Origin of the sequence: Leeuwenhoekiella sp. A16, from assembly GCF_047946675.1 — a bacterium.
Classification (GTDB): Bacteria; Bacteroidota; Bacteroidia; order Flavobacteriales; family Flavobacteriaceae; genus Leeuwenhoekiella.
The window spans coordinates 3,725,620-3,751,356 of the sequence record NZ_CP172313.1 but is presented as its reverse complement, the minus strand read 5'-3'; the positions used below and the strand labels follow the sequence as shown (position 1 = coordinate 3,751,356).

Genomic DNA, 25,737 nt, shown 5'->3' with positions numbered 1-25,737 from the left:
ATTAATTAAACATTGAATATATGAGAAAAATAACCCTATCCCTGTTTTTACTATGCTTTAGTACAACTGTTTTGCTTGCTCAGGACGTTACCGGAAAGTGGAAGACGATTGATGATAATACCGGCGAGGCAAGATCTATAGTAGACATTTACAAACAAGATGGTAAAGTCTATGGTAAAGTTGTAGAAATACTTAATAAGGAAAAAAAAGATGCACTCTGCACAGATTGCTCTGGTGAAGATGAGGGAAAACCTATACAGGGTTTAGTGATTATAAAAGGACTTGAAAAAGACGGTGACGAGTATACAGATGGTAAAATTCTCGATCCTTCTACAGGTAAATTATACAAATGTTACATTGCTCTTGAAGAACCAAACAAACTTAAGGTTAGAGGCTATGTAGGTTTTTCACTTTTAGGAAGAACACAATACTGGCACAGGGTAGAATAATTAACCCTTCAAAACCTCGTGATAAGTTTGCGTGGTATGAATTACAATAAATAAATATATAAATTTATACAGGGCTGTTTTCAGAAATGGAAACAGCCATTTTTTTATCTTTACGCGGTATGTATTTTGTAGACGTAATACTTCCTATTCCGGTTGAAAATTCTTTTACCTATCGCATCACAGATGCGCAGTATGCCTCTATAAAGCCGGGTATGCGACTTGCGGTACCCTTTGGTAAAACAAAGATCTACACAGCCCTGAGTATAGGTGTGCATCAAAATGAACCCGTAATATACGAGGCTAAAGATATAGAAGAGATTCTTGATGAAGAGCCAGTTGTACATCTTACCCAGCTCAATTTCTGGAAGTGGATGGCAGATTACTACATGTGCACATTAGGAGATGTTCTGCGGGCAGCTTTACCCAGCGCGTTTTTGCTCGAGAGCGAGACTATAGTTAAACGTGCTTCAGGCTTTAAAATAGAAACCTATGATTTAGAAGGAGATGGGCAATTAATTGCAGAGGCTCTTATAGATAAACCTATTCTCAAGATTCATGAGGTGATGGATATACTTGGGAAGAAAAAAGTGCTTCCTGAAATTAAAAAACTTATTGATCTTGGCGTTGTACAGCTGGAGGAAGAGATTTACGAGGCGTATAAGCCAAAGCTTGTAAAATATGTAAAGCTGAGTACAGATTATGAGCAGGAAGAACGCATGCATGCAGCGCTTGATGATCTTGAACGTGCACCAAAACAGCGGGAAGTATTGCTAACATTCTTTTCGCTTAAAGCGAAAAGTAAGAAGCCTATAAAATCTGAAGAGTTACAAAAGGCCGCAAACGCCACAGCAGCTCAGGTAAAAGAATTGGTTAAAAAGGGAATTTTAGAAATTTATAAAATTCAGCGGGATCGTATAAATTTTCATTCAGATAGTATTAATGATACTAAAGAGCTTAATTCTTATCAAATAGAGGCTTTAAAAGAGATAAAACAGGATTTTGAAGACAAGGAGGTGTGCTTACTTCACGGTGTTACTTCTTCAGGAAAAACTGAGATCTATGTAAACCTTATAGAAGAGTACCTGGCGGCAGGAAAGCAAGTTCTTTATCTATTGCCAGAAATTGCATTGACAACACAGCTGGTTGCGCGACTTCAAAAATATTTTGGTGAGAAACTTTCTGTTTATCATTCTAAATATTCTGTTCATGAACAAGTAGAAGTTTGGAATAATGTTCTCAACCAGGCCCCCAAGGCGCAACTGATTTTAGGGGCGCGAAGCTCTATTTTTCTCCCTTATGAAAATCTGGGTCTTGTTATAGTTGATGAAGAACATGAACCCAGCTACAAACAATTTGATCCTGCCCCGCGTTATCATGCCCGTGATGCAGCTATAGTTCTGGCATATTTGCAAAAGGCTAAAGTCTTGATGGGTTCTGCAACACCTGCGCTCGAGAGTTACTATAATGCGCAAGCTGGTAAATATGGATTGGTGACATTAAAGCACAGGCATGGTAACGTATTGATGCCAGAAAATATAATAATTGACATACAGGAAAAGCACAGAAAAAAATTGATGAGCGGTCACTTTAGTGACGATCTGCAGCGGGCAATCACAGATGCATTAGCAGAAGGTGAACAAGTGATCCTTTTTCAAAACAGACGAGGTTACTCCCCAATTCTGGAATGTAAAACCTGTGGTCATTCGCCGCAATGTCCCAACTGTGATGTGAGTTTAACGTATCATAAACATCGTAGTCAGCTGCGTTGTCATTACTGTGGTTACCACATTGCAATGCTTTTAAAATGCATGGCCTGCGGCAGCGAAGAACTGGACACCAAAGGTTTTGGCACAGAACAGGTAGAAACAGAATTAAAAACGCTATTTCCGGATACTAAAGTTGCCAGAATGGATTCTGATACGACGCGAGGCAAGTACGGTTTTGAGAAGATAATTACCGCTTTTGAGCAAGGTGAGACCGATATTTTAGTAGGAACGCAAATGCTTACTAAAGGTCTGGATTTTAGAAACGTTACATTAGTAGGAATTCTACATGCCGATAGTATGCTCAATATTCCCGATTTTAGGGCTCATGAGCGAAGTTTTCAGCTTATACAGCAGGTTTCTGGCAGAGCGGGAAGAACGCAGAAAAGGGGCAAAGTGCTAATACAAACGTATAATCCCTATCATCAGATCTTGCAGCAGGTCTCGCAGAATAATTATGAGGCGATGTACACAGAGCAGCTGGAGGAAAGGCATATTTATAAATATCCGCCATTTTGCAGGCTTATTAAAATAACATTGAAGCATCGGGATTTTCAAAAAATAGAAGAGGCTTCAGTCTGGATGGGTCAGGCGCTTAAAAATATATTCAGCGAGCAGATTCTGGGACCAGAGCCGCCGCCTGTTTCGCGTATACGCAATGAGTATTATCGCAATATTTTAATTAAGATTCCGCGAAAACAAAGTCTAAGTAAAACCAAAAAAGCGATTTTACGTGTAAGAACAAGTTTCTTGAGTATAGGCGCTTTTAGAAGCGTGAAGATTGTTATAAACGTTGATAATTAAAGCAACACCGGATGTAAACTAAAAAATCCCGCTTCTGGCGGGATTTTTAGGTACTAATGACTAATTTTTCTTTCTGCTAAGCTGAAAGTGCATCCATTAGTTTGGCTTTCTTGTGCCTGCTTAAAGGAATTTTGTCACCTTCTATTTCAATATTTCTACTATTGTATTTTTCTACTTTGTCTATATTTATAATATAAGACTTGTGTATACGCATAAAGCGGTCTGAGGGTAATTGCTCATCAAAAGCTTTCATGGTAGAAAGCACAATGATAGGCTCATTATGTGTAACCAGTTTTACGTAGTCGCCAAGAGCTTCTATATATTTTAGCTCATTAAGAAAAACCTTTTTCTTTTTAAGGTTACTTTTTACAAAGATATAATCATCGTCTTCTACGTTTCCTTCTGTTTTAAGACGGTGAAGACTTAGCGCTTTATGCACTGCATTCATAAAACGATCTTTAGTAAGGGGCTTTCTTAAGTAGTCGATCGCATTATAATTAAATGCTTTATATGCATATTTTGTTTTTCCGGTAACGAATATAATCTGTGGTTTATGAACCAGGTCATCCAGCAGATCAAAGCCAGTTAAGATGGGCATTTCTATATCCAGAAAAATAAGGTCAACTTTGGTCTCTATAAGACCATTTTTTGTCTCGATAGCATTATTATATTCTGCCACCAGACGTAGATTAGGATGATCTTTAATCATCTTTACGATCGCAAGCCTCTGTAAACTTGAATCGTCAACGACAGCACAGTCGAGAATTAGTTCTTCCACATTATTCATATTAGGTTAAGTTAATGCAATAATATGCAGAATAATGTTATTAAACAAGAAATTTGTGTATTTCATCGATAAATTTTTCTGTTTAAGCGAAAAATCGGTCACTGTAAGATAAATGTATTCAGTAATTTAGGATTTATAGTGTTGGGTATTTGCTAAATCAATAAATTAAAACTACTTTTGCACTCATTTTTTAATCAATATACAATATGAATCATTACGAAACTGTTTTCATCTTGAATCCCGTTTTATCTGATGACCAGGTAAAGGAAACAGTAAAGAAATTTGAAGATTTTCTTGTTTCTAACGGCGCCAAGATGATATCGAAAGAAGATTGGGGGCTAAAAAAATTAGCTTACGCGATCCAAAACAAAAAAAGTGGTTTTTATCACCTTTTTGAATTTACGATTCCTGGAGAGGTAATCACGAACTTTGAACTAGAATTTAGACGTGACGAGCGCATTATGCGATTCCTTACTGTAAGACTAGACAAACACGCGATTGAGTGGGCTGAAAAGCGCAGAAAAAGAAACAAAGAAAAAGCATAATTATGGCAACATCAATTGAGCAACAAGCGAAAGCTAAAAAAGACGGAGAAATTCGTTATTTGACTCCATTAAATATAGAGACAAATAAAACAAAGAAATACTGTCGTTTTAAGCGTTCTGGTATCAAATATATTGATTACAAGGATGCAGACTGGTTAGCGTCATTTGTAAATGAGCAAGGTAAATTGTTACCTCGTCGTCTTACAGGTACTTCTTTAAAATATCAGCGTAAAGTAAGTGTAGCGGTAAAACGCGCTCGTCACTTAGCTCTTATGCCTTATGTAACCGATTTATATAAATAAAAGAGAGACAGATGGAAGTGATATTAAAAAGAGACGTCGATAATCTAGGATTTACAGACGACCTTGTAAGTGTAAAAAACGGTTACGGTAGAAATTTTCTTATACCACAGGGACATGCTATTTTAGCTACTCCTTCTGCAAAGAAAGTTCTTGCAGAAAACCTGAAGCAACGCGCTTACAAAGAGAAAAAAGTAATTGATGCTGCTAAAGCGGAAGCTGCTAAACTTAGCGGTCTTGAAATAAAAATAACTGCAAAATCTGGTGAAGCAGATAAGTTATTTGGTTCTGTTACAGATGCAGATCTAGCACAAGCATTATCAAAAGAAGGTGTAGAAATAGACAGAAAGTTTATTACTATCGCTGGTGGTAACATTAAACGTTTAGGTCAATATGAAGCTACCTTACGTTTTCACCGTGAGGTTGTTGAAAGTTTGACTTTTGACGTTGTTGCTGAGGCTTAATACCTTTAATTAGCATATAAAAGCTTCCGTTTTACGGGAGCTTTTTTTTTACCCATAAAAGGGCTTTTTAACACATACTTTTATATTCATTAATTCAATACAGCTTCAAATTTTGAACCTGTTGAGATTCATGATCTTATTTTTATGAAATACATTAGACTTACAAAAGAACAGTTAGATGAAATGCATCAGGAGTTTATTAACTTTCTGGCTGCACAATCTATTACAGCAGAAGAGTGGGAATCTATTAAAAAGAATAAGCCAGAAGTTGCAGAGCAGGAGCTTGATGTTTTTAGCGATCTTATCTGGGAAGGTGTTTTGCGTAATGTTGAGTATCTGGAACATTTTTCGCCACAGCATATGTTCCTTTTTAGAATAGATGATCTGCATATTACCCTTATCTCTCTTGAGGTAGAAAATAAAACAATAGACATAACCACGACAGAAGGCTATAACTGGCTACAATCTCATCTTATGGATGACCAGGTAAATCTTTACAGTAGTAAAAAAATGTTGAAAGAAGATAAGAGCGCAGATGTTTTTGCCCTTATACGTCAGGGAGCCTCAATTACAAAAGGTGAACTTTTTAGATGGTTTGAACAATACGTTGATTTAGAAAGTTAAGTCGCTGAGGTTTGATTATTGGGAAAATCTCAGGTTATCTTGTTAAGAATTTGTCTTCACTTTTTTCTGTAGAATTAAAGATATAATTGTAAGTCCTATACCTATTCCCATAAGTGAACCTTTAAGAAAATCTGGCATTTCATTATAATGGGAGACTATTAATGTAATGCTAAATGAGAGCATTCCTATTGATCTCAAATAGTGAATTTTACTTAGTTTACTCATTTGAAAACTGTTTATTATTATTCGTAGCGCAAGGATTCTATAGGATCTAGTTTTGCGGCTTTTGCTGCAGGAAAAGAACCTGATATTACTGCTACAAGTAAGGTAATTAAAGTCGCAGCGATCATCGCGCCCCACGGAGTTGTAAAATTGAAATCAGCAACAGAAGAAATCAAAATTCCTATAAGTATCCCAAGGATTATTCCTAAAATACCACCAAATTGGCCTATCATAATCGTTTCTAATAAAAATTGACCTGCGATTGTAGAGCGTTTTGCCCCCAAAGCCTTTCTTACACCTATCTCACGAGTACGTTCTGTTACAGATACAAGCATGATATTCATAAGAGCAATTGAAGATCCCAGAACGGTTATCATGCTAATAATCCACGCTGCCATAGAAAGATATCCTGTCATTTGACCTATTTGATTGATAAGGTCATCACTACGTTCTATACCAAAATTATTAGCCTCTACAGGAGCAAGACCTCTAATGTTTCTAAATGTAATTATAGCCTCATCCTGAGCGCCATCTATCATCTCCTTGTCATCTACCTTTACACTTACGTTATAATTTATATTTGCCTGCGTGTACATAGACCTTGCGATCTGTATAGGAATTAGTACACGTAAATCTTGATTATTGCCAAAGGTGGCTCCCTTTTCTTCAAGTATACCTACCACTTTAAATTTAGTACCGCGGATGCTTATGGTCTTATTGATAGGATCAATATTTTCAAATAAGCCCTTTTTAAAATCGCTACCTAAAACACAGACGTTATTATTATTCTGAATATCAAAAAAGTTGAAGTTGCGACCATCTGCTAATTTGAGTCCGCTGTTGTCTAAGAAGTTTTGGTTAACACCCAGAATGTTAACTTCAGGATCAGTTTTTTCACTTTCATATTTAACTTCGGCGTCAGAAGTACCGGTAAATGATAATGAGACCTGTGTGAAAGGATACTCATAACTTTCTTCAAATTCTTTTACCTGTCTGTAGCTTAGTATAGGATTCACCTTTTGTTTCTCACCACTCCCGCGTCGCTGTACCTGAAACTCATAGCGCTGCAAATTAAAGGTGTTTGAACCCATCGATGAGAAATCGCTGCTTATTGTGTTTTCTAGTGCTTTAACCAGGCTTAAAATCGCTACCAGAGCAGTAATACCTATTGCAATAATTAAAACTGTTAGAATGGTACGCAATAGCTGACTTTTAATAGCATCAAAGGCTATTCGCACATTTTCTCTAAATAGTGAGAACATAGATTTTCCTGTTTAAGCCTATATGTATACATAAGCTCAATAAAGTTACCGTTTTTTCAAAATTACTGGCACATAACCTCACTTTTTTAGGATATTTGTACCCTCAAAAATTGATATGGCTCAAAAACCCGGAATACCTAAAGGTACGCGTGATTTTTCTCCTGCAGAAGTTCTTCGCAGAAATTATATAATTAATACGCTTAGGCGAAATTTTGAAATGTTTGGTTTTCAGCCTATAGAAACACCTTCATTTGAAAATAGCGATACTTTAATGGGTAAATATGGTGATGAGGGCGATCGCTTAATTTTTAAGATTTTGAACAGTGGGGACTACTTAAGTAAAGTAAACGATGATCTTTATGCTACTAAAGATAGTAACAATATTGCGTCATCCATATCAGAAAAAGCGCTACGTTATGATCTTACAGTTCCGTTTGCACGTTATGTGGTACAACATCAAAATGAGATAGAATTTCCTTTTAAGCGGTATCAAATTCAGCCGGTATGGCGTGCAGATCGCCCACAGAAAGGCAGATTTAGAGAATTCTTTCAGTGTGATGCAGATGCGGTAGGTTCAGATTCACTATGGCAGGAAGTTACTTTTGTTCAGCTTTATGATTCCGTTTTTACAGATCTTAATCTTAAAGGGGTTACTATAAAAATTAATAACCGCAAGATACTTTCGGGGATTGCAGAAGCAATAGGTGCAGAAGATAAACTGATCGATTTTACAGTAGCACTTGATAAGCTCGATAAGATAGGTGAGGAGGGCGTAGTTAAAGAAATGCTCCAGAAAGGAATTACTCCGCAAGCTATTGAAAAAGTAAAACCCATTTTTAGCGCAAGTGGTGATTTTGAAGAGAAACTTACGGTTCTTGAAGAACTTCTTAAAGACTCTGAAACCGGTCTTGCCGGAATAGAAGAAGTGAAATTCATTTTTAAGAATGTTCAGGAGCTGGGCTTAAGCACAGCAAGCTTAGAACTAGATATAACACTAGCGCGCGGATTAAATTATTACACCGGTGCGATCTTTGAAGTTGCGGCTCCAGAAAATGTGAAAATGGGAAGCATAGGCGGCGGTGGCAGATATGATGATCTTACAGGTATTTTCGGTTTAAAAAATATGAGCGGTGTTGGTATTTCTTTTGGTCTTGATCGTATTTATCTGGTACTTGAAGAACTTGATCTTTTTCCGGCTCAAACCGTGAAGGGCACTGAAGTACTTTTTATAAATTTTGGCGAAAAAGAAGCTCTTTATGCCTTAAAAGCGGTCAAAAACATGAGAAAATCGGGAATAAAAGCTGAATTATATCCTGACGCTGCAAAAATGAAAAAGCAGATGTCTCATGCAGATAAACGTAATATTCAATATGTGGTACTTGCCGGGACAGAAGAAATTAAAAATGAGCACTACACGCTAAAGAATATGAAAACCGGAGATCAAAATACTTTTAGTATTGCTGAAATGATCAATAAAATTACAGCTGGCATTTAATTAGATTGGCGTTAATGAATAGTAATAAAAACCATTAAATGATTAGAAAAATTCTGGCCGTTATTGCCGGTTATGCAATTTTTGTAATAACATCTTTATTGTTATTCAAGTTTTCAGGGCAAGATCCTCATGAACCGGCATCTACAACTTTTATGATCATAACTCTTATTTACGGTAGTGTCTTTTCTTTTGCCAGTGGTTTTTTATTGAAGTTAGTTGCCAGAAACAGAAATTTAAACCTGAACTATGTTTTAGGTTTTATCATTGCCGGCTTTGCAGCTTTCTCAATTACAAAATCTACAGGCAGCCATTGGACGCAGCTTTTTGCTATCATATTCTTCGCTCCAATTTCTATTTTAGGCGGGATTTATTATAACAAGCGAAAGAGATAATTTGATATTTTTAAGTAAAGTATTACTAGTTTATCATCAGCTTGTTAGTGATCACACCTTTGTCTGTATTTAATTTGAGAATGTAAGTACCCGCGCTTAGTTGATTAACAACTAACTTTTGAGAATTTGCAATGCGCGTTAAATCCCACTTTTGTACTTCCTGTCCCAAAATAGAGTAGAGGCAAGCATCATTAACAATGATAGCCTCAGACTTTGTGATTTCAATGTTTTGAGCGCGTTTATTGTAAAATGGTTTAACCATATCATTAGCCGCTAGTGGTGCAGATGTACTTAATGTATTGTTGTAAATTTTAAAAACAATTTCAAAACGGTCCTTATACGTGCCTGCATCGAGACTTTGGGTATGATCACCTAATCGTAAATTTGTAATAAGATCTGTTTCTTTGTCTCTTAGACCGATACCAATCTCATCTGGAAAGTTTTGAAGATCATCTATTGAAATGCGAAATTGTCCCTTTTGCGCGATTTTGATCTCAAGCGGCAAGGTCATTCGGTTATCAATTTCAGGTATGCCTTGTATAACTCCGCGTTCTTCAGAGATATTCCAGTAAAAATCTTCTTCCTGCTCTTCATCTGTAATAGCATCGTACATTCTATCGATACCCATAGTCGTTTTAGGGTCTTGCGTGAGAAGTATTTCGCGGTGCAGGTTTTTAGGTGAGTAATATCCTAAACGAAGTTTTGTGCGCAGGTCTTGCGTAGTTTCAACGTTTTTTTGTCTATTCGTTTTCACGAAAGTGCGTATTGTATTGTCAAAGTTTACTTTTCCGGTTGAATTTGCGGTAACGAAAAAACCTTGAGCTACATCTATAAACTGGTCAGGTCTTTCTTCAAAATCTTTAAGACCACGGGCTTTTGTGTCCGGATGTTGAATCGCCGCCACACTTCCAGAAAGATTATATCTGGAATAGCCACCTTCAAAAGTTTTTACCTGATGAGATTTACCACCGTAGTGATGCCAGAAGGAAATTGTTCCTGTTATTGAAGGATTACTTTTTATAAATAGATCTGCATCAATTCCTGAAGCAAAGGGATTACCAACCAGATATTCACTTCCTTCTGAAATATTGATGTTTATTGGCGTTTTTTCGGTAGAATTATTAGGTTTTCCTTTAAAGGTATATGTGTAAGAATCTGTCATAGTACCGCATCCGGGACCTTTCATTGTAAAACCTTCGCCTACTTTCAGTTTGCCGTTCTCACCCACATACTGCCATTTCGCTTCAGCGCCATTTCTGTTTTTAAAAGTGTAAAGCCAATACGCACTTAATGTCACCGGTGACCCGGCAGAACCGTCCTGACCACCCGTAAAATTAAGGTTTTGTAAATACCCTGAATTGTTGTCTTTTAGCGACCTTTTGACAGTATATTCTCTGTTATTTTCATAGGTATTTTCCGGACTCACCGGTGAAGACAAATAGTTGTAACGATAAAGATCTGCTCCTGTCGTGTGCTTTTGTAATACAAATCCTGCACTTTTAGGATCAAGTTCGCTACCAGCTGTTTGAATTAATTGAGCCTCACCCTTTAAATTAATGACTCCTTCAAGACTTAGATAATTTGTTATCGTTAGGCTATTATCGTCTAGCGATAGTTCATTATCCTCAACATATAGAGCGGCAGCAGTAATATCTTTGCTTACAGAGATATTGTGACTCGTCTTTACGATATTCCAGTCTATAATGGTGGTATTATCTACAATAGATCTGGAATTAGGCAGAGGTTGTGAAGAGCCATTCTTCCAGGTGTTTTTATCTTCCCACTTTCCATCTGAAACTGATTGATAGGGTAGTGGAGCCGTTTGTTCATCTGCAGAATCGATGTTTTTTAACTTTGCAATGAATCCGTTTCCGCTTTCATCTTTTACACTTTTGAATATATAAGAAAGCATTGGGAAATATGCTTTTAGTTTATGAGCAGATAATATAGTTTTTGTTTCTTTAGCATTGAGTTGTGTCCCTATATAGCTATCGTCTTGTACAGACAATTCCTGATTCATTAAATCTCTTATCTCAACTGTGGTAAGTGCGGCATCCCAAACTCTAACTTCGTCAATACTTCCTTTAAAAAAACCTGTGGTGGAGCTTCCAGCTTTAATTCCTCCTATTAAAAATGGATTGTCGTTTGAAATTTGCGTTAATGTAAGTTCTTTTTGAGTATCCCGTACGCCGTCTATATAAAGTTTGAGCTCATTACCGTTGTAAGAAACAGCCAGCTGATGCCATTCATTTTTAGGAATTATAACTGACGAAGTAATACTGATACTGGCATCATTTAGTATTTGAAAAGTTGAATGACCGTTACTGTCTATTTCAAATTTAAACCCCTGATTAGATTTTGTGTCAGCTTTTGAAATGATTGTTCCATTTCCTGAAGTCATTACCCAGGCAGATAATGTAAATGTATTGTTTAAAGTAAGTTCGCTCCCCGCGTCTATATAATCATCAATACCATCAAAGCTTATAGATCTCACATTTTTAGTTTCAGTTGCGTGACCAAAAGTTATATATTTTATACCGTTAAAGTCATAAGTGGCTTCAAGTTGATCTTGATTTTCATTTAGTAAAACATAATCAGAATTAGCATCAAATGTGGGAGTATCTGAGATAAACATCAAATAAGCACCGTTTGAAATGGGTATGTATGAAAATGCACTTTTAGGTATTGATACCTCTACTTTGGAGACACCTTCCCCAGACTTATACATTTCTGCTACTTTCCAGATTCTAGAGAAGCGAGTATATTCAACCTCGGTCTTAAGATTTTCATTATTTAAATTTTTACTGAGATCTGTTGAGATGGTAGAAGTAAGCTCGAGCGAGCCATTATCATTACCCCAAAGTAAAAAATCTTCGTTACTGGCGAACGAACTTTTATTAGCCTGGTTGTCTTCGGCTATTTCTCCAAGTCCAAATGTCAATAAGCTTGTTGATTTACCGCATCTGGATTGTTTTTGATTGATATTCTGAGCGTCATCACGACCAATTCCTGATACATTGTAATTGAAATCAGTTGGTGAAATACTCGCCCACATGGTATACCAAGTATGGTCAGTTGTTTTTGAATTTTCCTGTGAGTAAGAAAATTCTGATAAGGTTAAAAAGGTAAATAAAAATAGACAGGTACTTCTATATTTCGTAATCAATCTCATAGTACACAAGTAACAACAGATTTGGGGTCTGAATTATTTATGTGCCAAATATATTATAAATCCAGTTATAAAATGACTTAAAGATTGAAAAATTAACACTTAATCGTTAAAAATGTGTTTTTTGTCGATTAAATAAGAGTATTATTCATTTTTATTTCTGCTTATGTGTTGATAATTGTCGACTAAATATATGTTTGTATTGATAAAGTGCAAAAAAAATATCCTCTTCAATTAAAAAGAGGATATTTTTATAGTATAATTTTTTAGTTTAATCCTGTTGTACGGGAGCGGGTTTGTAATCAAAAAGGTTTTGATTTTTAATAATCTCCGGGATTCCTTCAGGTAACATTTCTTCCCATCCTTTTTCACCCTGAGAGATCATGCGTAAAACTTCACGCGAGAATACAGTTAGTATATCTGGATTAAAGTCTTCAATATCAACTACACGACCATTGTATTTAAAGAACTTATATAATTCTTTCATACGAGGGTGTACTTTAAGATTTTCACTTGTAGTGAATTCTCCGGTTTCAGGATCTTGCATAGGATAGAGATAAACACGAAGATCTTTAAAGAAAAGTTTACCAAAAGCTTCTAATATACCACCACTAAGATGCCTGTAATAAGACTCATCAAACACATCTACGAGATTATTTACACCCATGGCTAAGCCCATACGCTCTTTTGTGTATCTGGAGAAAAATTCTACAAGCCTGTAATATTCCTGATAGTTAGAAATCATTACAGTTTGACCTAGACTACATAATAGCCTTGCACGGTCCATAAAATCTTCTTCATCTATTTCTCCTTCAGCGCGCAGGTTAGATAAGGTAATTTCAAATAAAACCTCTGTATTTTCCTTTTTAACCCGATTTTCTTTGAGGAAGATTTCCAGTGATTTATGGTACATATCCATATTCACTTTAGTAACGGGTCTAAAGCTACCGCGTAAAGCAAGGATGTTCTTTTTATAAAGAATCTTAGCTGCAAGTATGTTGTTACCATCAGGGCCAAACATTACTGCGTCTGTAAATCCGTTCTTAAGAAGTTGTAAACTCATCAAGCGGTTATCTACTTTCTCAAACACGGGGCCTGAGAAGTTAATCATATCGATCTCTATTTGATCTTTGTCAATATGATCGTACAAATAGCGAAGCAACTTTTTAGGAGAATCATATTTATAGTAAGCACCATAAATAAGATTTACACCTAATTTGCCAAGCGTTAGCTGTTGTAAACGTGCATCATTTTCATGAAAACGAACGTGTAAAATTATCTCATTGAATTCAGATTGAGGTTCTACCTGATATTTTATACCTACCCAGCCGTGACCTTTAAATTTTTTAGCAAAATCTATAGTCGCCACCGTATTGGCGTAAGTGAAGTATATTTTATTAGGATGTTTCTCTCTTGAGATTCTGTTTTCCAGAAGATTTGTTTCATGCGACAACATTTTCTTAAGTCGAGCTTCGGTCACATATCTCCTGTCATCTTCTATACCATAAACAGCGTCACTAAAATCTTTATCATAAGCAGACATTGCTTTTGCAATTGTACCGCTTGCACCTCCGGCTCTAAAGAAATGACGTACCGTTTCCTGACCGGCACCTATTTCTGCAAAAGTGCCGTAGATGTTTTCGTTAAGATTTATTCTAAGTGCTTTATTATGCGTAGAGGGTACATTTTCAAACTCTTTATCACCTTGAATTGTAATGGGCATAGTGCAATTTTTTTAGTGTAGGACAACGTCTGAAGTTACGCCTCAAAGGTAGCAAAAGGATAGGGGTTACAAAAAAATAACACTACTTTTGTTCTAAAATTCACAAGTTTGAAAATAACATTTTTAGGAACAGGCACATCGCAGGGAATACCCATTATTGGGAGTAACCATCCGGTTTGTAAGAGTACAGATCCTAAGGATAAAAGGTTACGGGTTTCTATACTTATAAGCAGCTCTAAAAAAAACCTTGTAGTAGACTGTGGGCCAGATTTTAGACAGCAAATGTTGCAGCATAATGTCACCCATATGGAGGCTTTACTCTTCACGCATGAACACTCAGACCATACAGCAGGGCTTGATGATATACGCCCGTTTTTCTTTAGGCAGGGCGATATACCTATTTATGCGCATAAACGCGTTATAGGTGAACTGGAGCGTCGATTTGATTATATATTTCAGAAAGAAAATAAATATCCCGGAGCGCCTAATGTGCAGATCAATGAAGTACAAAATAATAAGAGTTTTAATTTAGGAGATATTCTTGTTACACCTATTAACGTTTCTCATGGCGGACTCCAGGTTTTTGGCTATCGGTTTAATAATTTTGCATACCTAACAGATGTAAAAACCATTGCTAAAGAAGAAAAGGAGAAGTTAAAAGACCTTGATGTTATCGTTGTTAATGCTTTGCGGGAAGAACCTCATTATTCACATTTTAATCTGGAAGAGGCTTTAGAATTTATAGCTGAAGTCAAACCAAAAAAAGCCTACTTCACACACATTAGCCACCTGCTGGGTTTTCATGCTGAAGTTGAGAAAAAATTACCAGAAAATATTCATTTGGCCTACGATGGGCTTCAATTAGATCTTTAAAGAATTATGAGAAATAAGATATTCATGTATCTTTTCCTTTTTGCTGCATTACTTGTGGTTTTTCAATATGTAAATGAGAAGAAAATTTTCGAGTCAAAAGAGCGAAAAATCGGTCAATTAGAGCAAGAAACCGCTTCTGCGAAAGATAGTATTGCCGCATTAAATGAAAACTTGCAGGACGCAGGTTATTTTAATTTAGAAAATAATGAAAATGCGTATTCCTATTTTGAAAAGTATGGAGTTGATGTTGATAGTTTAAGTGAGCGCATCTCAAATGAGATCATAAGCAGAAACACAACAGAAGGGAACGATCTTATTCCTTATGAAAATGCAATAGGTGTTTTTAGAATCAATAAGGTGAAAGTGCTTAATCACAAATGGATCATTGCAGATTTTAGCGATGGTAAAAGGTGGGGTGAGCTACTTCTGCAATATGACATAAGCCCGGAAAATGTAATTAGCTTTGAGCCTATAAAAAGCCTGATATACCCCCAGGGTAATTAATTTATTTATGCGCCTCCAGCCACGATTTAGCATCATAAAAATTCTGTGGAGCGACACCGTGACCTACCGGATATTCTTTTAAAGTAGTTTCAATACCAAGTTCTTTTAAAAAAGCCGGAGCCATTCTCGCAGCATTTACAGGGATTACCTGATCTACTGTACCATGAGAGCAGAAGATATTTAAATTGTTATAAGCAGATTTATCTTCTTTTACTTGAGTTATGTCTGTGTTGATATATCCGCTTAAAGCGACAACATTCTTAATTTTTTCAGGATAAGTCAAGGCGACAGCATAGCTTAAAATTGTTCCCTGGCTAAAACCTATTAAGGTTACATTGTTCTCGTCAAGTTCGTAAGTCTTAATAGCCTCAGTAATAAATTTTGAGATTAGATCTCTTGCTTCAATAGCTTCCTTATCGTCAGACCACTTTCCATTAGGTGCATCCCAATAAATAGTATACCAGGCATTGCCAGAAGGAGGCATGGGCATAGGAGCTCTGGCTGAAATTATATAATATTCTCCCGGTAATTCTGGTGCAAAAGAGAACAGGTCTTCTTCATTGCTGCCGTAACCGTGTAGTAAAAGAAGTAGGGGAGGTTTGCCAACAGTTGTTATTGATGGCTTTCTTATTAAATGCTCTAAGGAGAATTTTGTCATATATTAAATAAATTTAAACCATTTCTGAAATAGTGAACCTACAAGAGGAATGGGTTGTGTACTGCCTTGTATAGCATTCGCTAAACCATAGACCCAAAGCACTAAAACGAAAATGAGAAAAGGAGCAATTACTAAAAGGCTATCGAAGCCATTTAATATTAGCCCCAGTGAGATTTGTATCAGGTGAATACCTACTGCTTGTTTTATATGAAATCTGGCGTAATTATTTTTAGCGTCAGAATTCATTGATAATGCAATTAGTGCTCCTACAAAAGTCATGTAGGCAATAATTGCTATGGTTTTGCCTTCTTTAATTTCCTGAGTATTCATCTATAAACCTATAAATTGATCGTTAGAGTAAATACCATAAGCGCTACCTTTTAATTTGGCACCAAGAAAAGCGGCATTTTTAGATTTTGATTTTATGTCTGTTGCTGTAAATACTTTATTTCCTTTAGAAGTGAAAAGAGTGAGATTTGCAACAGAACCTTCTTTAATGGGCTCAGGTTTTTGTGCAAACCGTTTTCGTCCTGCAGTTAATAGTTTAACAGCTTTACTTTCTGAAACCAGCGTTAACAAAGCTCCTAAAGTCGCTTCCTGAGCTATGGTGCCATAAGCTGCATAATCAAACTCGATCTTCTTTCTTTCAATATCCTGTGGATTGTGATCACTGCAAACCATATCAATAACGCCATCTTTAACACCTTGTATCAAGGCTTCACGATCTGTTTCAGAACGTAGGGGTGGCAGCATTTTAAAATGAGTATCAAATTCAAAAAGCATATTATCTGTAAAATACAGGTTTGAGATCGATACGCTACAGGTCACATTAAGACCCTTTTCTTTCGCTCTGGCTATCAATGCTACAGACTCAGCAGATGATATTGTGGGTATATGCAGTTTACCGCCGGTGTATTCAAGTATATGTAAGTCTCTGGCAATTTGTAGACTTTCGGCTAGAGCCGGAATTCCTTTCAATCCTAAATTTGTAGAAACAATACCTTCATTAGCAATTCCCTTACCTACAAGATCATTCTCTATAGGAAATGAGATCACCAGACCATCAAAACCTTGTGCATATTGCAAAGCTAGTTTTAAAAGATTGGGGTTAGCTATTGATTTCTGGTAATCACCAAAGGCAACCGCACCAGCCTGACTCATATCATAAAGTTCTGCCAGGTCTACGCCATCGCTGCCTCGCGTAAGCGCACCTATGGGAAAAATTTCTACTGCGTGATTATAAGATTTGCTTATTAAATAGTTGATCCCAGAATTAGTATCAATAACAGGATTGCTGTTTGCGTTTACGGCAATTCCTGTAAAACCACTATAAGCGGCAACTTGTAAGCCGTTCTTTATGGTTTCTCGTTCTTCATAACCCGGTTCACCAATGCTTACACTGCTGTCAAACCAACCCTGTGAAACGCTTAGATTTTCATACGAGATTTCTTTTTCATCATCTTTAGCAATTAAATTTGCGCCAATTTCGGTAATGAGACCGTTTTTTATACGAATTGAGACGATTTTGTTGTGATACGGGCTACTTTCGTCAAGTATTTTAGCGCTTTTTATAAGTGCTTTCATTTAAAGTATTTTAAGATGAGCATTTCCAGCAGCAGAAATACCAATGCAAAAATAACAAACCATTTGTAAATTAAGTTGAGATTTGTTGCCTGCTGTAACTCGGTAAAAACATCGGCTATAGAATCATGCTTAGCTACCGTATCAGGTACGTTTAAAGAGACAGGAGCAATGTGACTTTCTTTGCGATTATAATTATACGCTACGTTGCCCAATACGTTGTCTTTAAATAAAATATCATAAATACCGTCTGTCTGCAGACCTTCTTGGGGGTCTAATGTTATTTTATCTCCTTGTTTCTCCTGCATAGGTATAAATTCTAGTCCGTCTTTGCGCAAGGCTAATGTGGCATCGCCTGTAGATTCATTTATAATATCAAATTTTGTAGCACTACCCAGTGTATAATAAATTTTGGGTAGGCTCACAGCCTGACGGGCAATATTGTAAAAAGTAGGTACAATAAGGGGACTATTTTTAAAATTACTGTTGTCTTCATTAAGAGCGCTGGCAAATGCAAAAAGTGCATTATTCTGAGCTAAAAATGCGTTGCCATCTTCTAACGAAAGCAGTTTATCATTTGCATCAAAAACAAATGAATTTGAAACTGAAGGATATTGAAAATTATCTACTCTTTTTTCAAAAACATCATCGTAAACGGGGTGATCAAAATTGATTGAGGTAACTAACTTTTTATCTGGGGACTGGGTTTTGTATGGTGACAAACCATAAGCTCCCAAAATGAGGTTGTAATTTTCGGGTTTAGCTGTAATGTCTGGAATTAAAATTATAGATCCCCCATTATTTGTTACGACCTGTATAGGATTGACCAATGCAGATGGAACAGTGTTTATTTCGTTAAGAATAATAACTTTATAATCAGGTATTATGCTGTAATCAAGCTCTTTAAAATCGGTCTTTTTGTACTGAAATTCGGGCTCCGGATATAATTTTTCAAGAAAAGCGTCGTCTGAGTTGTTAATACTTAGTATAGGAATAGCTTGAGGTTCTGCAATGTTGAAGTAGAAATTATTATCAAATAAAAGATCAGGATCTGTAATTGTGAGTTTTCCGGCGAAAGCCTGATCCTGCGGAACGCTAAATGTTGTTTTTGCTATAGTATTTTCTTTAAAATCTGCTGCCGCTTTTGATATCAATTTGTCATTGTTGTACAATGCAATAGGAACTGTAGCTGCGTTTTGCTCTAAGCTGGTTAAGTAGACGCTTACCTCATAATTACTTGCAGTGCGATCTAATGAAAGAGAATCTATAGAAATGTTGCTGTAGTTAACTGGTTCAAGTTTTACCCAATGTTGCTCAATATTGTTTAAAGCATTGTTGTTCTGCCAGCCATCATCCTGAAAATCTGATATTGCTATAAACTGTTTTAGGGTAGAAGCGTTAGATGAAAAAGCATTCATGCATTTTAAATATATAGCTTCAGGGTCTAATTGTGAGGTAGAGTAGGAGATATCGAGTAATGTATTTCTGTCTCTTTCTGTATTGAGATCACGAAATACTTTGTCTTGTGTAACCAACGTAAAATTATCTGAGGGAGAAATGTTGCTTATGATCTCCTGAATGCTCTGAATAAGTAAAGGACCTTTACTTCCCTTAGCCTGCATGCTAAAAGAATTATCAAGGTAAATTACCGTTTCCCGTTCTTGAGTTGCATTTATTGACTGGGGAAGATAAGGTTGGGCAAAAGCGATAACCAGAGCGGCGAGAGCCAGAAGCCTGGTGCAGAGTATAAGCCATTTTTTAATCTGTGAACTTTTACGTGTATTCTGCGTCACTTTTTTAAGAAAAGCCACATTAGAAAATTGTGTTTTCTTAAACCTCCTTAGCTGGAAGAGGTGAACCAAAATAGGAATAAGCAATAAAAATAAAGCGTATAATAAGTCTGGGTTCTTAAACTGCATACGTGTGGCTTGCTTTTACCAAAGACGAAAATACAGGTTATTTGTTAAACTCTATCCTAATAAAAAGCTTTTGACAACTAACATTTAAAATCCAGCATATTAGAAGTGCTTCCCACAACCTGTAGAGGTATATCTGCTTTTCTTGCAGTGAATGTGAAAGTTGTTCCTTCTCCTAAAGTAGATTGTACTTCAATTGTGCCACCCAGATTTGTAACGAGTTTTTTTACTGTAGAAAGACCAATACCATTTCCGCGATTGCCATTCTTATCTTTATCTGCAGCGACTAAGAAAAGATCGAAGATCTCGTTTTGTTTTTCCTTTGGTATACCTATGCCGTTATCTGCTATACTAAAGACGAAATATTCATGATTTTCCCGATATTCTATATTAATTTCCGGATTTTTCTTGTCGTTATATTTAATGCTGTTGCCAATAAGGTTTATAAATATTTGGTGTAAGGCGACCCTATTACAGCAAATAGTAGGATTTTCTTCAGGGAAAGTAATTATGTTAGAATAATCATTATTCAAGAGATCTTCTATATCTTCAAGCAAATGGTGCAGATCAAATTCTTCACGTTGATCTATAGTTAGATTATCACTCTCATAATGTTCAAGAATACCGTTTATGTATTCACTTAAAGAGAACGATGAACTTTTAAGGTAGTTTAAATAATCTAATCCCTTCTCGTCAAGATACTCTTTGTATTTCGCTTTAAGCAGATCTGTTGTCGTAATAATATTTGCTAAAGGCATCTTCATATCGTGAGAAACAACGCCTGCAAAATCTTTTAGCAAGTTATTCTTTTTGATAAGATTATCCTGTAGCTGTTTGTTTTCTAAATGCTGCTTATGAAGTTCAAAAAGGTTTACCACCTGATTGGCCAACGCTTTTAAAGTTGAAAGTTGAGTACTATCAAGTTTCTTAGGCTTATGATCAAAAACGCATAAAGTACCTAGTGCATTATTGTTTTTATCACGTAGCGGTACACCAGCATAAAAAATAGCCTTCGTGTCACCGGTTACAAGTGGATTATCTTTAAAACGGACATCTTTACGGGCATCTTCAATTAGAAAAACTTCTTGCTCGCTTTGTATAGCGTGTGTACAAAAAGATATTTTTCTGGGAGATTCGCTAAAAGCTACGCCATAATGTGATTTGAGAAAATTGCGATCGTAATCAAGCATTGTGATCAATGCAATAGGCGTATCACATATATAAGCAGCGATTTTTGTAATATCGTCATAACTTCTTTCAGGAAGTGTATCAACAAGTTGGTAAGAATCTACGGCATGTTGTCTTTTTCTTTCGCGTCTGGCAGCAGGAGTAGGCATAAATATAATTATTAATTATAATTAAATTATAATTTAGCACCTTATAGAAAATAAGTTTCCTAAATAGAATGCCTCGCAATGAAACAACCCAATAATTCTGGTAATTTTATGCTAACCCTTTATAAAAAAGAGCAACGATAAAAGTACTAACATTGTTCAAGATAATCTACTAATTAGAAGCAAATTTAAAATAATAATTTAGCTGAAAACATCTTTCTTGTAATAGGACGTGTAATTAATGCTGTTGATCAATCCTTTTAGAAGTGAGATTCTATAATAACTGAAAATTTTTTTTTTGAAAAAGTAGCAGAGGCGTGGTAATGTGTACTATTTAATTATAACAAGCTTTTTTTTAAGACTGAAATGAAAGTTGGCTCCCTCTCCTTCATGGCTGGAAACCGAGATATTTCTTCCTGCCGAGGTGACTAAATTGCGAACTGTAGACAAACCAATGCCATTTCCTTTTTTTCCGTCTTTATCTGCATCTACCGCCGTACTAAAAAGTTCAAATATAAGAGACTGTTTATTTTTTGGAATTCCTATGCCGTTGTCTTCCACATTTACATAATAGTAATTTTCATCTTCACTGCATACAATTTCTATCACAGGATTATCCTTGTCATTATATTTAAGACTATTAGTGATGAGATTTATCATTATCTGTGTAAGAACAGATTTGTTTGCCGTCATGTGCATATCCTTTTCCGGAATATGTATCTCACAATCATAGTTTATGTTCAGTAGATCTATAATTTCTTCAAGCAGCAAATTAAACTCAAACTCTTCGGTATCCTCAATAATTAGATTTTCACTTTCATAGTAATCTAATAAATTTGTAATGTAATTACTTAACGTCAATGAGGATTGCTTTAAATAAGATAGATATTCTTTACCTTTTTCGTCAAGCTGATTACTGTATTTAGCTTTTAAAACATCAGATGTTATGATCATATTGGCTAGCGGCATTTTCATATCATGTGAAACAGTACCGGCAAACTCTTTAAGCTGAACATTTTTTGATTTTAATAGTGTATGAGCTTCTCTTAAATGAATATTCTTTCGTCTAAGTTCAAATAAATTTTCTACCTGAAGTGCCAGGTCCTTTAAAGCTTTTTTTTGCTTATCATTAATAGAGTTTGGTTTATTATCAATTACACACAGAGATCCTAAAGGTTGCCCGTTGTGAGATAAAAGAGGTACTCCCGCATAGAATATTACCGGGGAATCTGAAACTGTAAGAGGATTATTTTTAAAACGATCATCTTTAGTGGCATCCTGTATTTCAAGAAGTTCTAAAGGGTTATTTATGGCGTGAGCGCAAAATGAAAAATCTCTGTCTGTACTACATACTTCAAACCCCACTTTCGATTTAAACCATTGTGTATCCTCATTTATAAGAGTGATAAGAGCAATGGGAACATCACAAATAAAAGCAGCAAGACTTGTGATACTGTCAAAACTTTCTTCAGGTTCTGTGTCAAATATCTCAAGATCCTCTAAGGCTTTTAGTCTGTTTTCTTCATTATCAGTTAGGGTTGGGTATATCATTTAGTTTAGCAATATTTGTTTATATGAGAGCAGGTAATTCTTTCGGTCTAATTTTATAAAATTAATAGTGATTACAGGGTATTATCGTTATAAATATATTGGAAAAGTTATCCTAAGATTATAATAAGACTTATTTCTTATGTTAAAATAAATCCTTCTCAAAGGCGCTTAAACCGAATAAAGCATAATCGTATTTTACAGGGTCTAAAGGGTCTAATATTCTCAGTATATTATCTAATTCAAGAACAGCGGCGGCATCATTTTGTTTTCTTTTTAAAAGACCTAATTCACGGGCAATTTTACCTGAATGAACATCAAGAGGACAGGAAAGCTGCTGTGGACTAATTTTTTTCCAAATTCCAAAATCTACTCCGGCATTTGCAGGCCTGACCATCCAGCGCAAAAACATGTTGATACGTTTTGCCGCAGATTTTTTTAATGGGTCGCTTATGTGTTTTTCTGTTCGTGATAAATGCTCAATTTTAAAAAACGCTTTTTTAAACTCGTGTATCGCCGGTTGTAGGGAAGTGGTAGTAGCGTTTGTTACAAACAGAGATTCCAGACCATCGTATTCTTTGTAAATATGCTGAAGACCTTTTATGAATGTTATAAAATCAGCACCGTTAAATGTGCGGTGCACAAAATTATTTAGTCGTTTTAAGTCATCATTAGAATGGTTTATTACAAAATCGTAAGGAGCATAATCCAGCAATTGCATCATTAAGTTTCCGTTTTTAATAATGCTTTTTCTGTTACCCCAGGCAATTGTTGCCGCCAGAAAACCTGCAATCTCAATATCTGCTTTTTCCGAAAACTGATGTGGGATTTGTATAGGATCGGTTCCTATAAATTTTGGGCTTTCATATAGTTCAACTTTTTCATCAAGAAATTCGCGTAGGTCATTTAACTTTTTAGATAATCCTGCCATCTACCATAGTTAGTTTACGGTCTGCCATCTCTGCCAGATCGGTATTATGTGTAACAATAACAAAAGTTTGATTGAATTCGTCTCTCAATTTAAAGAATAGATTATGAAGATTTTCTGCAGACTCACTATCCAGATTACCAGAAGGTTCATCTGCTAATATTAATGCAGGATCGTTAATTAATGATCTGGCAACAGCTACACGCTGTTGCTCACCGCCAGAGAGTTGGTTAGGTTTGTGCTCAAATCTATGCGATAATCCTAAAAAAGTAAGAATTTCTTTAGCTCTGCGCTCGCTTTCTGCCTTGTCTTTTTTAGCGATGTAAGCAGGTATACAGACATTCTCTAATGCGGTAAACTCGGGAAGAAGTTGATGAAACTGAAAAATAAAACCGATGTTCTTATTACGGAATTTGCTTAGATCGCGCTCACTAAGAGAAGTAATATCGATACCATTAATATTGAGCACTATTCCACCTTTTTTATCTACCCTGTCTAAAGTTCCCAGAATTTGTAAAAGGGTTGTTTTTCCTGCTCCGCTAGCTCCAACGATCGACACAACCTCACCTTTTTCTATATTGAGATCTACACCTTTTAAAACTTGTAAATCTCCATATGATTTTACGATATGTTCAGCTTTGATCATTAAAGGTATCTTGTTTAGAAATAATGAGGTGCAAAGATATAACTGTAATTATATATACGCAGAGGTTATTAAAGAAAGATAACCTGGTAAGGGATTGATAAATTTTTAATGTAAGCAAACTGCACTTTTTTCGTCATAATAAAAGTCCTCTGTTTAAGCCAACAGGCTAATTAAAAGTTAAATAAGAATAATTGAAATGAGGGCTCCCTATATTTGTTAAGTTATGATAAAGAATTATGAAACTGCAACATTTGCAGCAGGCTGTTTTTGGTGTACAGAGGCGGTTTTTCAACGTTTTTCAGGCGTTTTTAATGTAAAGAGTGGATATACAGGCGGATTTATAAAAAACCCACCATATAGAGAAGTTTGTACGGGAAGAACAGGTCATGCTGAAGGAATTCAGTTTGAATTTGATCCTGAGATTATTTCCTACAGAGAGCTTTTAGAAGTATTTTTCACGACACATGATCCTACCACATTAAATCGTCAGGGAAACGATAAAGGAACACAGTATAGAAGTGCTATCTTTTATGCTAATGAAAAGCAGAAAGAAGAGGCGACGAATTATATTGATTTTCTAAATAATGAAAGGGTATTTGCAGACCCTATTGTAACTGAGCTAAAGTCTCTAACTACTTTTTATCCTGCCGAAGTTGAGCATGACGATTATTATAACAGGAATAAAGAGCAGATGTATTGCCAGTACATTATAAACCCTAAAGTTGAAAAAATTAAAAAGCACTACGTAGATAAGCTTAAAGTAGAATACATTAAATAAATTATATGTCGCCGTACAAACAGTTTGAAGAATACAATATTGATATTAAAGATGAAGTAAAAGATCGTTATAAATCTATAATAAATGATCTTGGCGAAGATGTGATGCGTGAAGGTATTATAAAAACTCCCGAGCGTGCAGCCAAAGCTATGATGTTTCTAACACAGGGTTATCATATGGATGCGGCAGAGATTTTAAGAAGCGCCATGTTTAAAGAAGACTATAATGAGATGGTCATTGTAAAAGATATTGAAGTCTATTCTTTGTGTGAGCATCATATGCTTCCTTTTTTTGGTAAAGCACATATTGCTTACATCCCAGACGGTCAAATAGTGGGTCTTAGCAAGCTCCCAAGAGTTGTTGATGTTTTTGCACGCAGACTGCAGGTGCAGGAAAGGCTTACTCACAATATATTAGAATGTCTTAATGACACCTTAAAACCCCAAGGAGTTGCAGTAGTTATAGAAGCATCACATATGTGTATGATGATGCGTGGAGTGCAGAAACAAAATTCTAAAACTACGACATCTGGTTTTAGAGGTCAGTTTGAAAAAATTGAAACCAGAAATGAGTTTTTAAAATTAATAAGCTCAGACTTATCATAATATGGCATTTTTATTGTTATAAAGATTATAAATCCCTTCAACGATGAAACAAGATAAATTTAAGCTATTGCGAAAAGGAATATTCTACGATGTAGTAGGTATGGTTTCTTTAGCAATTCCAGTTATAGGTCCCTTCTTAGATTTGGTTTGGGCTCCCATTGCTGCTAAGCAGATGACTAAAATGTATGCTGGAGAAAAAGGAAAAATCGCCTCAATATTGGTATTTATTGAAGAAATTTTACCATTTACTGATATAATACCTTCTTTTACATTAATGTGGATCTATACTTTTGTATTGCATTCACCGGAAAACGAAGATCACAGATTGCGTCCTGAACGCATAAGAAGTTAAAAAAGCGCCATAAGGC

Annotated in this window: 26 protein-coding genes; 13 read left to right on the top strand and 13 right to left on the bottom strand. The window is 35.8% G+C overall.

Features of this window, described 5'->3' with window-relative positions; all coding sequences use genetic code 11:
* Window positions 1-20: 20 nt before the first annotated feature.
* Window positions 21-449 carry a DUF2147 domain-containing protein gene (locus ACH3O9_RS16420; RefSeq protein WP_416442238.1) on the top strand — a complete coding sequence of 143 codons (429 nt, stop codon included), beginning with the start codon at window positions 21-23 and terminating at the stop codon, window positions 447-449.
* A gap of 86 nt (window positions 450-535) precedes the next feature.
* Entirely contained in the window at window positions 536-3,016 is a 2,481-nt protein-coding gene (gene priA, locus ACH3O9_RS16415) for a replication restart helicase PriA (RefSeq protein WP_416442237.1), read from the top strand.
* Window positions 3,017-3,092: 76 nt separating this feature from the next.
* Here the strand turns inward: priA and ACH3O9_RS16410 are convergent, their stop codons facing one another.
* Window positions 3,093-3,794, bottom strand: a complete 702-nt coding sequence (locus tag ACH3O9_RS16410; RefSeq protein ID WP_416446712.1) for a LytR/AlgR family response regulator transcription factor — start codon at window positions 3,792-3,794, stop codon at window positions 3,093-3,095.
* Between the two features lie 215 nt (window positions 3,795-4,009).
* On the opposite strand from ACH3O9_RS16410, the gene rpsF reads away from it, so the two are divergent.
* The 4 genes from rpsF (at window position 4,010) to ACH3O9_RS16390 (ending at window position 5,735) form a co-directional block, all read left to right on the top strand.
* Window positions 4,010-4,348 (top strand): 30S ribosomal protein S6, encoded by a 339-nt coding sequence (gene rpsF / locus ACH3O9_RS16405; protein ID WP_416442236.1) that lies wholly within the window; start codon window positions 4,010-4,012, stop codon window positions 4,346-4,348.
* Between the two features lie 2 nt (window positions 4,349-4,350).
* Window positions 4,351-4,650 carry a 30S ribosomal protein S18 gene (gene rpsR / locus ACH3O9_RS16400; protein ID WP_416442235.1) on the top strand — a complete coding sequence of 100 codons (300 nt, stop codon included), beginning with the start codon at window positions 4,351-4,353 and terminating at the stop codon, window positions 4,648-4,650.
* 11 nt (window positions 4,651-4,661) lie between these two features.
* Window positions 4,662-5,111, top strand: coding sequence for a 50S ribosomal protein L9 (gene rplI / locus ACH3O9_RS16395; protein WP_416442234.1), 450 nt, complete (start codon window positions 4,662-4,664; stop codon window positions 5,109-5,111).
* 144 nt (window positions 5,112-5,255) lie between these two features.
* Window positions 5,256-5,735 carry a DUF6495 family protein gene (locus tag ACH3O9_RS16390; RefSeq protein ID WP_416442233.1) on the top strand — a complete coding sequence of 160 codons (480 nt, stop codon included), beginning with the start codon at window positions 5,256-5,258 and terminating at the stop codon, window positions 5,733-5,735.
* Window positions 5,736-5,777: 42 nt separating this feature from the next.
* On the opposite strand, the gene ACH3O9_RS16385 is transcribed toward ACH3O9_RS16390, so the two are convergent.
* Together ACH3O9_RS16385 and ACH3O9_RS16380 are read right to left on the bottom strand one after the other, a co-directional pair.
* A complete protein-coding gene (locus ACH3O9_RS16385; protein WP_416442232.1) occupies window positions 5,778-5,960 on the bottom strand; it encodes a hypothetical protein in 183 nt (60 codons plus the stop codon).
* A gap of 17 nt (window positions 5,961-5,977) precedes the next feature.
* Window positions 5,978-7,219, bottom strand: a complete 1,242-nt coding sequence (locus ACH3O9_RS16380; RefSeq protein WP_416442231.1) for an ABC transporter permease — start codon at window positions 7,217-7,219, stop codon at window positions 5,978-5,980.
* 115 nt (window positions 7,220-7,334) lie between these two features.
* Here ACH3O9_RS16380 and hisS point away from each other — a divergent pair, with 115 nt between their 5' ends.
* Together hisS and ACH3O9_RS16370 are read left to right on the top strand one after the other, a co-directional pair.
* Window positions 7,335-8,714, top strand: a complete 1,380-nt coding sequence (hisS, locus tag ACH3O9_RS16375) for a histidine--tRNA ligase (protein WP_416442230.1) — start codon at window positions 7,335-7,337, stop codon at window positions 8,712-8,714.
* 38 nt (window positions 8,715-8,752) lie between these two features.
* Window positions 8,753-9,106: a hypothetical protein gene (locus ACH3O9_RS16370; protein WP_416442229.1), complete on the top strand. Its 354-nt coding sequence runs from the start codon at window positions 8,753-8,755 to the stop codon at window positions 9,104-9,106.
* A 25-nt stretch (window positions 9,107-9,131) separates the two neighbouring features.
* Here ACH3O9_RS16370 and ACH3O9_RS16365 read toward each other — a convergent pair whose 3' ends face one another.
* Complete coding sequence (locus ACH3O9_RS16365; RefSeq protein ID WP_416442228.1) at window positions 9,132-12,278, bottom strand: LamG-like jellyroll fold domain-containing protein; 3,147 nt, start codon at window positions 12,276-12,278, stop codon at window positions 9,132-9,134.
* 268 nt (window positions 12,279-12,546) lie between these two features.
* Window positions 12,547-13,998, bottom strand: coding sequence for a TonB-dependent receptor (locus ACH3O9_RS16360; protein WP_416442227.1), 1,452 nt, complete (start codon window positions 13,996-13,998; stop codon window positions 12,547-12,549).
* A gap of 108 nt (window positions 13,999-14,106) precedes the next feature.
* Between ACH3O9_RS16360 and ACH3O9_RS16355 the strand changes: the two genes are divergently transcribed.
* Complete coding sequence (locus tag ACH3O9_RS16355; protein ID WP_416442226.1) at window positions 14,107-14,871, top strand: MBL fold metallo-hydrolase; 765 nt, start codon at window positions 14,107-14,109, stop codon at window positions 14,869-14,871.
* A 6-nt stretch (window positions 14,872-14,877) separates the two neighbouring features.
* Window positions 14,878-15,375 (top strand): hypothetical protein, encoded by a 498-nt coding sequence (locus tag ACH3O9_RS16350; RefSeq protein ID WP_416442225.1) that lies wholly within the window; start codon window positions 14,878-14,880, stop codon window positions 15,373-15,375.
* A 1-nt stretch (window position 15,376) separates the two neighbouring features.
* On the opposite strand, the gene ACH3O9_RS16345 is transcribed toward ACH3O9_RS16350, so the two are convergent.
* The 8 genes from ACH3O9_RS16345 to ACH3O9_RS16310 all read right to left on the bottom strand — a co-directional run bounded on the left by ACH3O9_RS16345 (window position 15,377) and on the right by ACH3O9_RS16310 (window position 23,986).
* Window positions 15,377-16,033, bottom strand: coding sequence for an alpha/beta hydrolase (locus tag ACH3O9_RS16345; RefSeq protein WP_416442224.1), 657 nt, complete (start codon window positions 16,031-16,033; stop codon window positions 15,377-15,379).
* Between the two features lie 3 nt (window positions 16,034-16,036).
* Window positions 16,037-16,363 carry a hypothetical protein gene (locus ACH3O9_RS16340; RefSeq protein ID WP_416442223.1) on the bottom strand — a complete coding sequence of 109 codons (327 nt, stop codon included), beginning with the start codon at window positions 16,361-16,363 and terminating at the stop codon, window positions 16,037-16,039.
* Window positions 16,364-17,617, bottom strand: coding sequence for a dihydroorotase (locus ACH3O9_RS16335; protein ID WP_416442222.1), 1,254 nt, complete (start codon window positions 17,615-17,617; stop codon window positions 16,364-16,366).
* On the bottom strand, window positions 17,614-19,533 hold the full coding sequence (locus ACH3O9_RS16330; protein WP_416442221.1) for a BatA domain-containing protein: 1,920 nt from the start codon (window positions 19,531-19,533) through the stop codon (window positions 17,614-17,616). Before ACH3O9_RS16330 ends, ACH3O9_RS16335 begins: the two co-directional genes overlap by 4 nt.
* 77 nt (window positions 19,534-19,610) lie before the next feature.
* Window positions 19,611-20,867 carry an ATP-binding protein gene (locus ACH3O9_RS16325; protein ID WP_416442220.1) on the bottom strand — a complete coding sequence of 419 codons (1,257 nt, stop codon included), beginning with the start codon at window positions 20,865-20,867 and terminating at the stop codon, window positions 19,611-19,613.
* 327 nt (window positions 20,868-21,194) lie between these two features.
* Window positions 21,195-22,415, bottom strand: a complete 1,221-nt coding sequence (locus tag ACH3O9_RS16320) for an ATP-binding protein (protein ID WP_416442219.1) — start codon at window positions 22,413-22,415, stop codon at window positions 21,195-21,197.
* A 142-nt stretch (window positions 22,416-22,557) separates the two neighbouring features.
* A complete protein-coding gene (locus ACH3O9_RS16315; protein ID WP_416442218.1) occupies window positions 22,558-23,343 on the bottom strand; it encodes a TIGR02757 family protein in 786 nt (261 codons plus the stop codon).
* Complete coding sequence (locus ACH3O9_RS16310; RefSeq protein ID WP_416442217.1) at window positions 23,327-23,986, bottom strand: ABC transporter ATP-binding protein; 660 nt, start codon at window positions 23,984-23,986, stop codon at window positions 23,327-23,329. Before ACH3O9_RS16310 ends, ACH3O9_RS16315 begins: the two co-directional genes overlap by 17 nt.
* Before the next feature lie 223 nt (window positions 23,987-24,209).
* Here ACH3O9_RS16310 and msrA point away from each other — a divergent pair, with 223 nt between their 5' ends.
* Genes msrA through ACH3O9_RS16295 form a run of 3 tightly spaced genes read left to right on the top strand, consistent with a single transcriptional unit; the run spans window position 24,210 to window position 25,721 of the window.
* The gene (gene msrA, locus ACH3O9_RS16305) at window positions 24,210-24,764 is read left to right on the top strand and encodes a peptide-methionine (S)-S-oxide reductase MsrA (RefSeq protein WP_416442216.1); all 555 of its coding nucleotides are present in this window, start codon (window positions 24,210-24,212) and stop codon (window positions 24,762-24,764) included.
* A gap of 5 nt (window positions 24,765-24,769) precedes the next feature.
* The gene (folE, locus tag ACH3O9_RS16300) at window positions 24,770-25,369 is read left to right on the top strand and encodes a GTP cyclohydrolase I FolE (RefSeq protein ID WP_416442215.1); all 600 of its coding nucleotides are present in this window, start codon (window positions 24,770-24,772) and stop codon (window positions 25,367-25,369) included.
* 43 nt (window positions 25,370-25,412) lie between these two features.
* Window positions 25,413-25,721: a hypothetical protein gene (locus tag ACH3O9_RS16295; protein WP_416442214.1), complete on the top strand. Its 309-nt coding sequence runs from the start codon at window positions 25,413-25,415 to the stop codon at window positions 25,719-25,721.
* Window positions 25,722-25,737 lie beyond the last annotated feature (16 nt).

Bases quoted from the DNA above. Each gene is read 5' to 3' on its own strand.
- ACH3O9_RS16420 (WP_416442238.1), top strand. From the start codon at position 21: ATGAGAAAAATAACCCTATCCCTGTTTTTACTATGCTTTAGTACAACT.
- priA (WP_416442237.1), top strand. From the start codon at position 536: ATGGAAACAGCCATTTTTTTATCTTTACGCGGTATGTATTTTGTAGAC.
- rpsF (WP_416442236.1), top strand. From the start codon at position 4,010: ATGAATCATTACGAAACTGTTTTCATCTTGAATCCCGTTTTATCTGAT.
- rpsR (WP_416442235.1), top strand. From the start codon at position 4,351: ATGGCAACATCAATTGAGCAACAAGCGAAAGCTAAAAAAGACGGAGAA.
- rplI (WP_416442234.1), top strand. From the start codon at position 4,662: ATGGAAGTGATATTAAAAAGAGACGTCGATAATCTAGGATTTACAGAC.
- ACH3O9_RS16390 (WP_416442233.1), top strand. From the start codon at position 5,256: ATGAAATACATTAGACTTACAAAAGAACAGTTAGATGAAATGCATCAG.
- ACH3O9_RS16385 (WP_416442232.1), bottom strand. From the start codon at position 5,960: ATGAGTAAACTAAGTAAAATTCACTATTTGAGATCAATAGGAATGCTC.
- ACH3O9_RS16380 (WP_416442231.1), bottom strand. From the start codon at position 7,219: ATGTTCTCACTATTTAGAGAAAATGTGCGAATAGCCTTTGATGCTATT.
- hisS (WP_416442230.1), top strand. From the start codon at position 7,335: ATGGCTCAAAAACCCGGAATACCTAAAGGTACGCGTGATTTTTCTCCT.
- ACH3O9_RS16370 (WP_416442229.1), top strand. From the start codon at position 8,753: ATGATTAGAAAAATTCTGGCCGTTATTGCCGGTTATGCAATTTTTGTA.
- ACH3O9_RS16365 (WP_416442228.1), bottom strand. From the start codon at position 12,278: ATGAGATTGATTACGAAATATAGAAGTACCTGTCTATTTTTATTTACC.
- ACH3O9_RS16360 (WP_416442227.1), bottom strand. From the start codon at position 13,998: ATGCCCATTACAATTCAAGGTGATAAAGAGTTTGAAAATGTACCCTCT.
- ACH3O9_RS16350 (WP_416442225.1), top strand. From the start codon at position 14,878: ATGAGAAATAAGATATTCATGTATCTTTTCCTTTTTGCTGCATTACTT.
- ACH3O9_RS16345 (WP_416442224.1), bottom strand. From the start codon at position 16,033: ATGACAAAATTCTCCTTAGAGCATTTAATAAGAAAGCCATCAATAACA.
- ACH3O9_RS16340 (WP_416442223.1), bottom strand. From the start codon at position 16,363: ATGAATACTCAGGAAATTAAAGAAGGCAAAACCATAGCAATTATTGCC.
- ACH3O9_RS16335 (WP_416442222.1), bottom strand. From the start codon at position 17,617: ATGAAAGCACTTATAAAAAGCGCTAAAATACTTGACGAAAGTAGCCCG.
- ACH3O9_RS16330 (WP_416442221.1), bottom strand. From the start codon at position 19,533: ATGCAGTTTAAGAACCCAGACTTATTATACGCTTTATTTTTATTGCTT.
- ACH3O9_RS16325 (WP_416442220.1), bottom strand. From the start codon at position 20,867: ATGCCTACTCCTGCTGCCAGACGCGAAAGAAAAAGACAACATGCCGTA.
- ACH3O9_RS16320 (WP_416442219.1), bottom strand. From the start codon at position 22,415: ATGATATACCCAACCCTAACTGATAATGAAGAAAACAGACTAAAAGCC.
- ACH3O9_RS16315 (WP_416442218.1), bottom strand. From the start codon at position 23,343: ATGGCAGGATTATCTAAAAAGTTAAATGACCTACGCGAATTTCTTGAT.
- ACH3O9_RS16310 (WP_416442217.1), bottom strand. From the start codon at position 23,986: ATGATCAAAGCTGAACATATCGTAAAATCATATGGAGATTTACAAGTT.
- msrA (WP_416442216.1), top strand. From the start codon at position 24,210: ATGATAAAGAATTATGAAACTGCAACATTTGCAGCAGGCTGTTTTTGG.
- folE (WP_416442215.1), top strand. From the start codon at position 24,770: ATGTCGCCGTACAAACAGTTTGAAGAATACAATATTGATATTAAAGAT.
- ACH3O9_RS16295 (WP_416442214.1), top strand. From the start codon at position 25,413: ATGAAACAAGATAAATTTAAGCTATTGCGAAAAGGAATATTCTACGAT.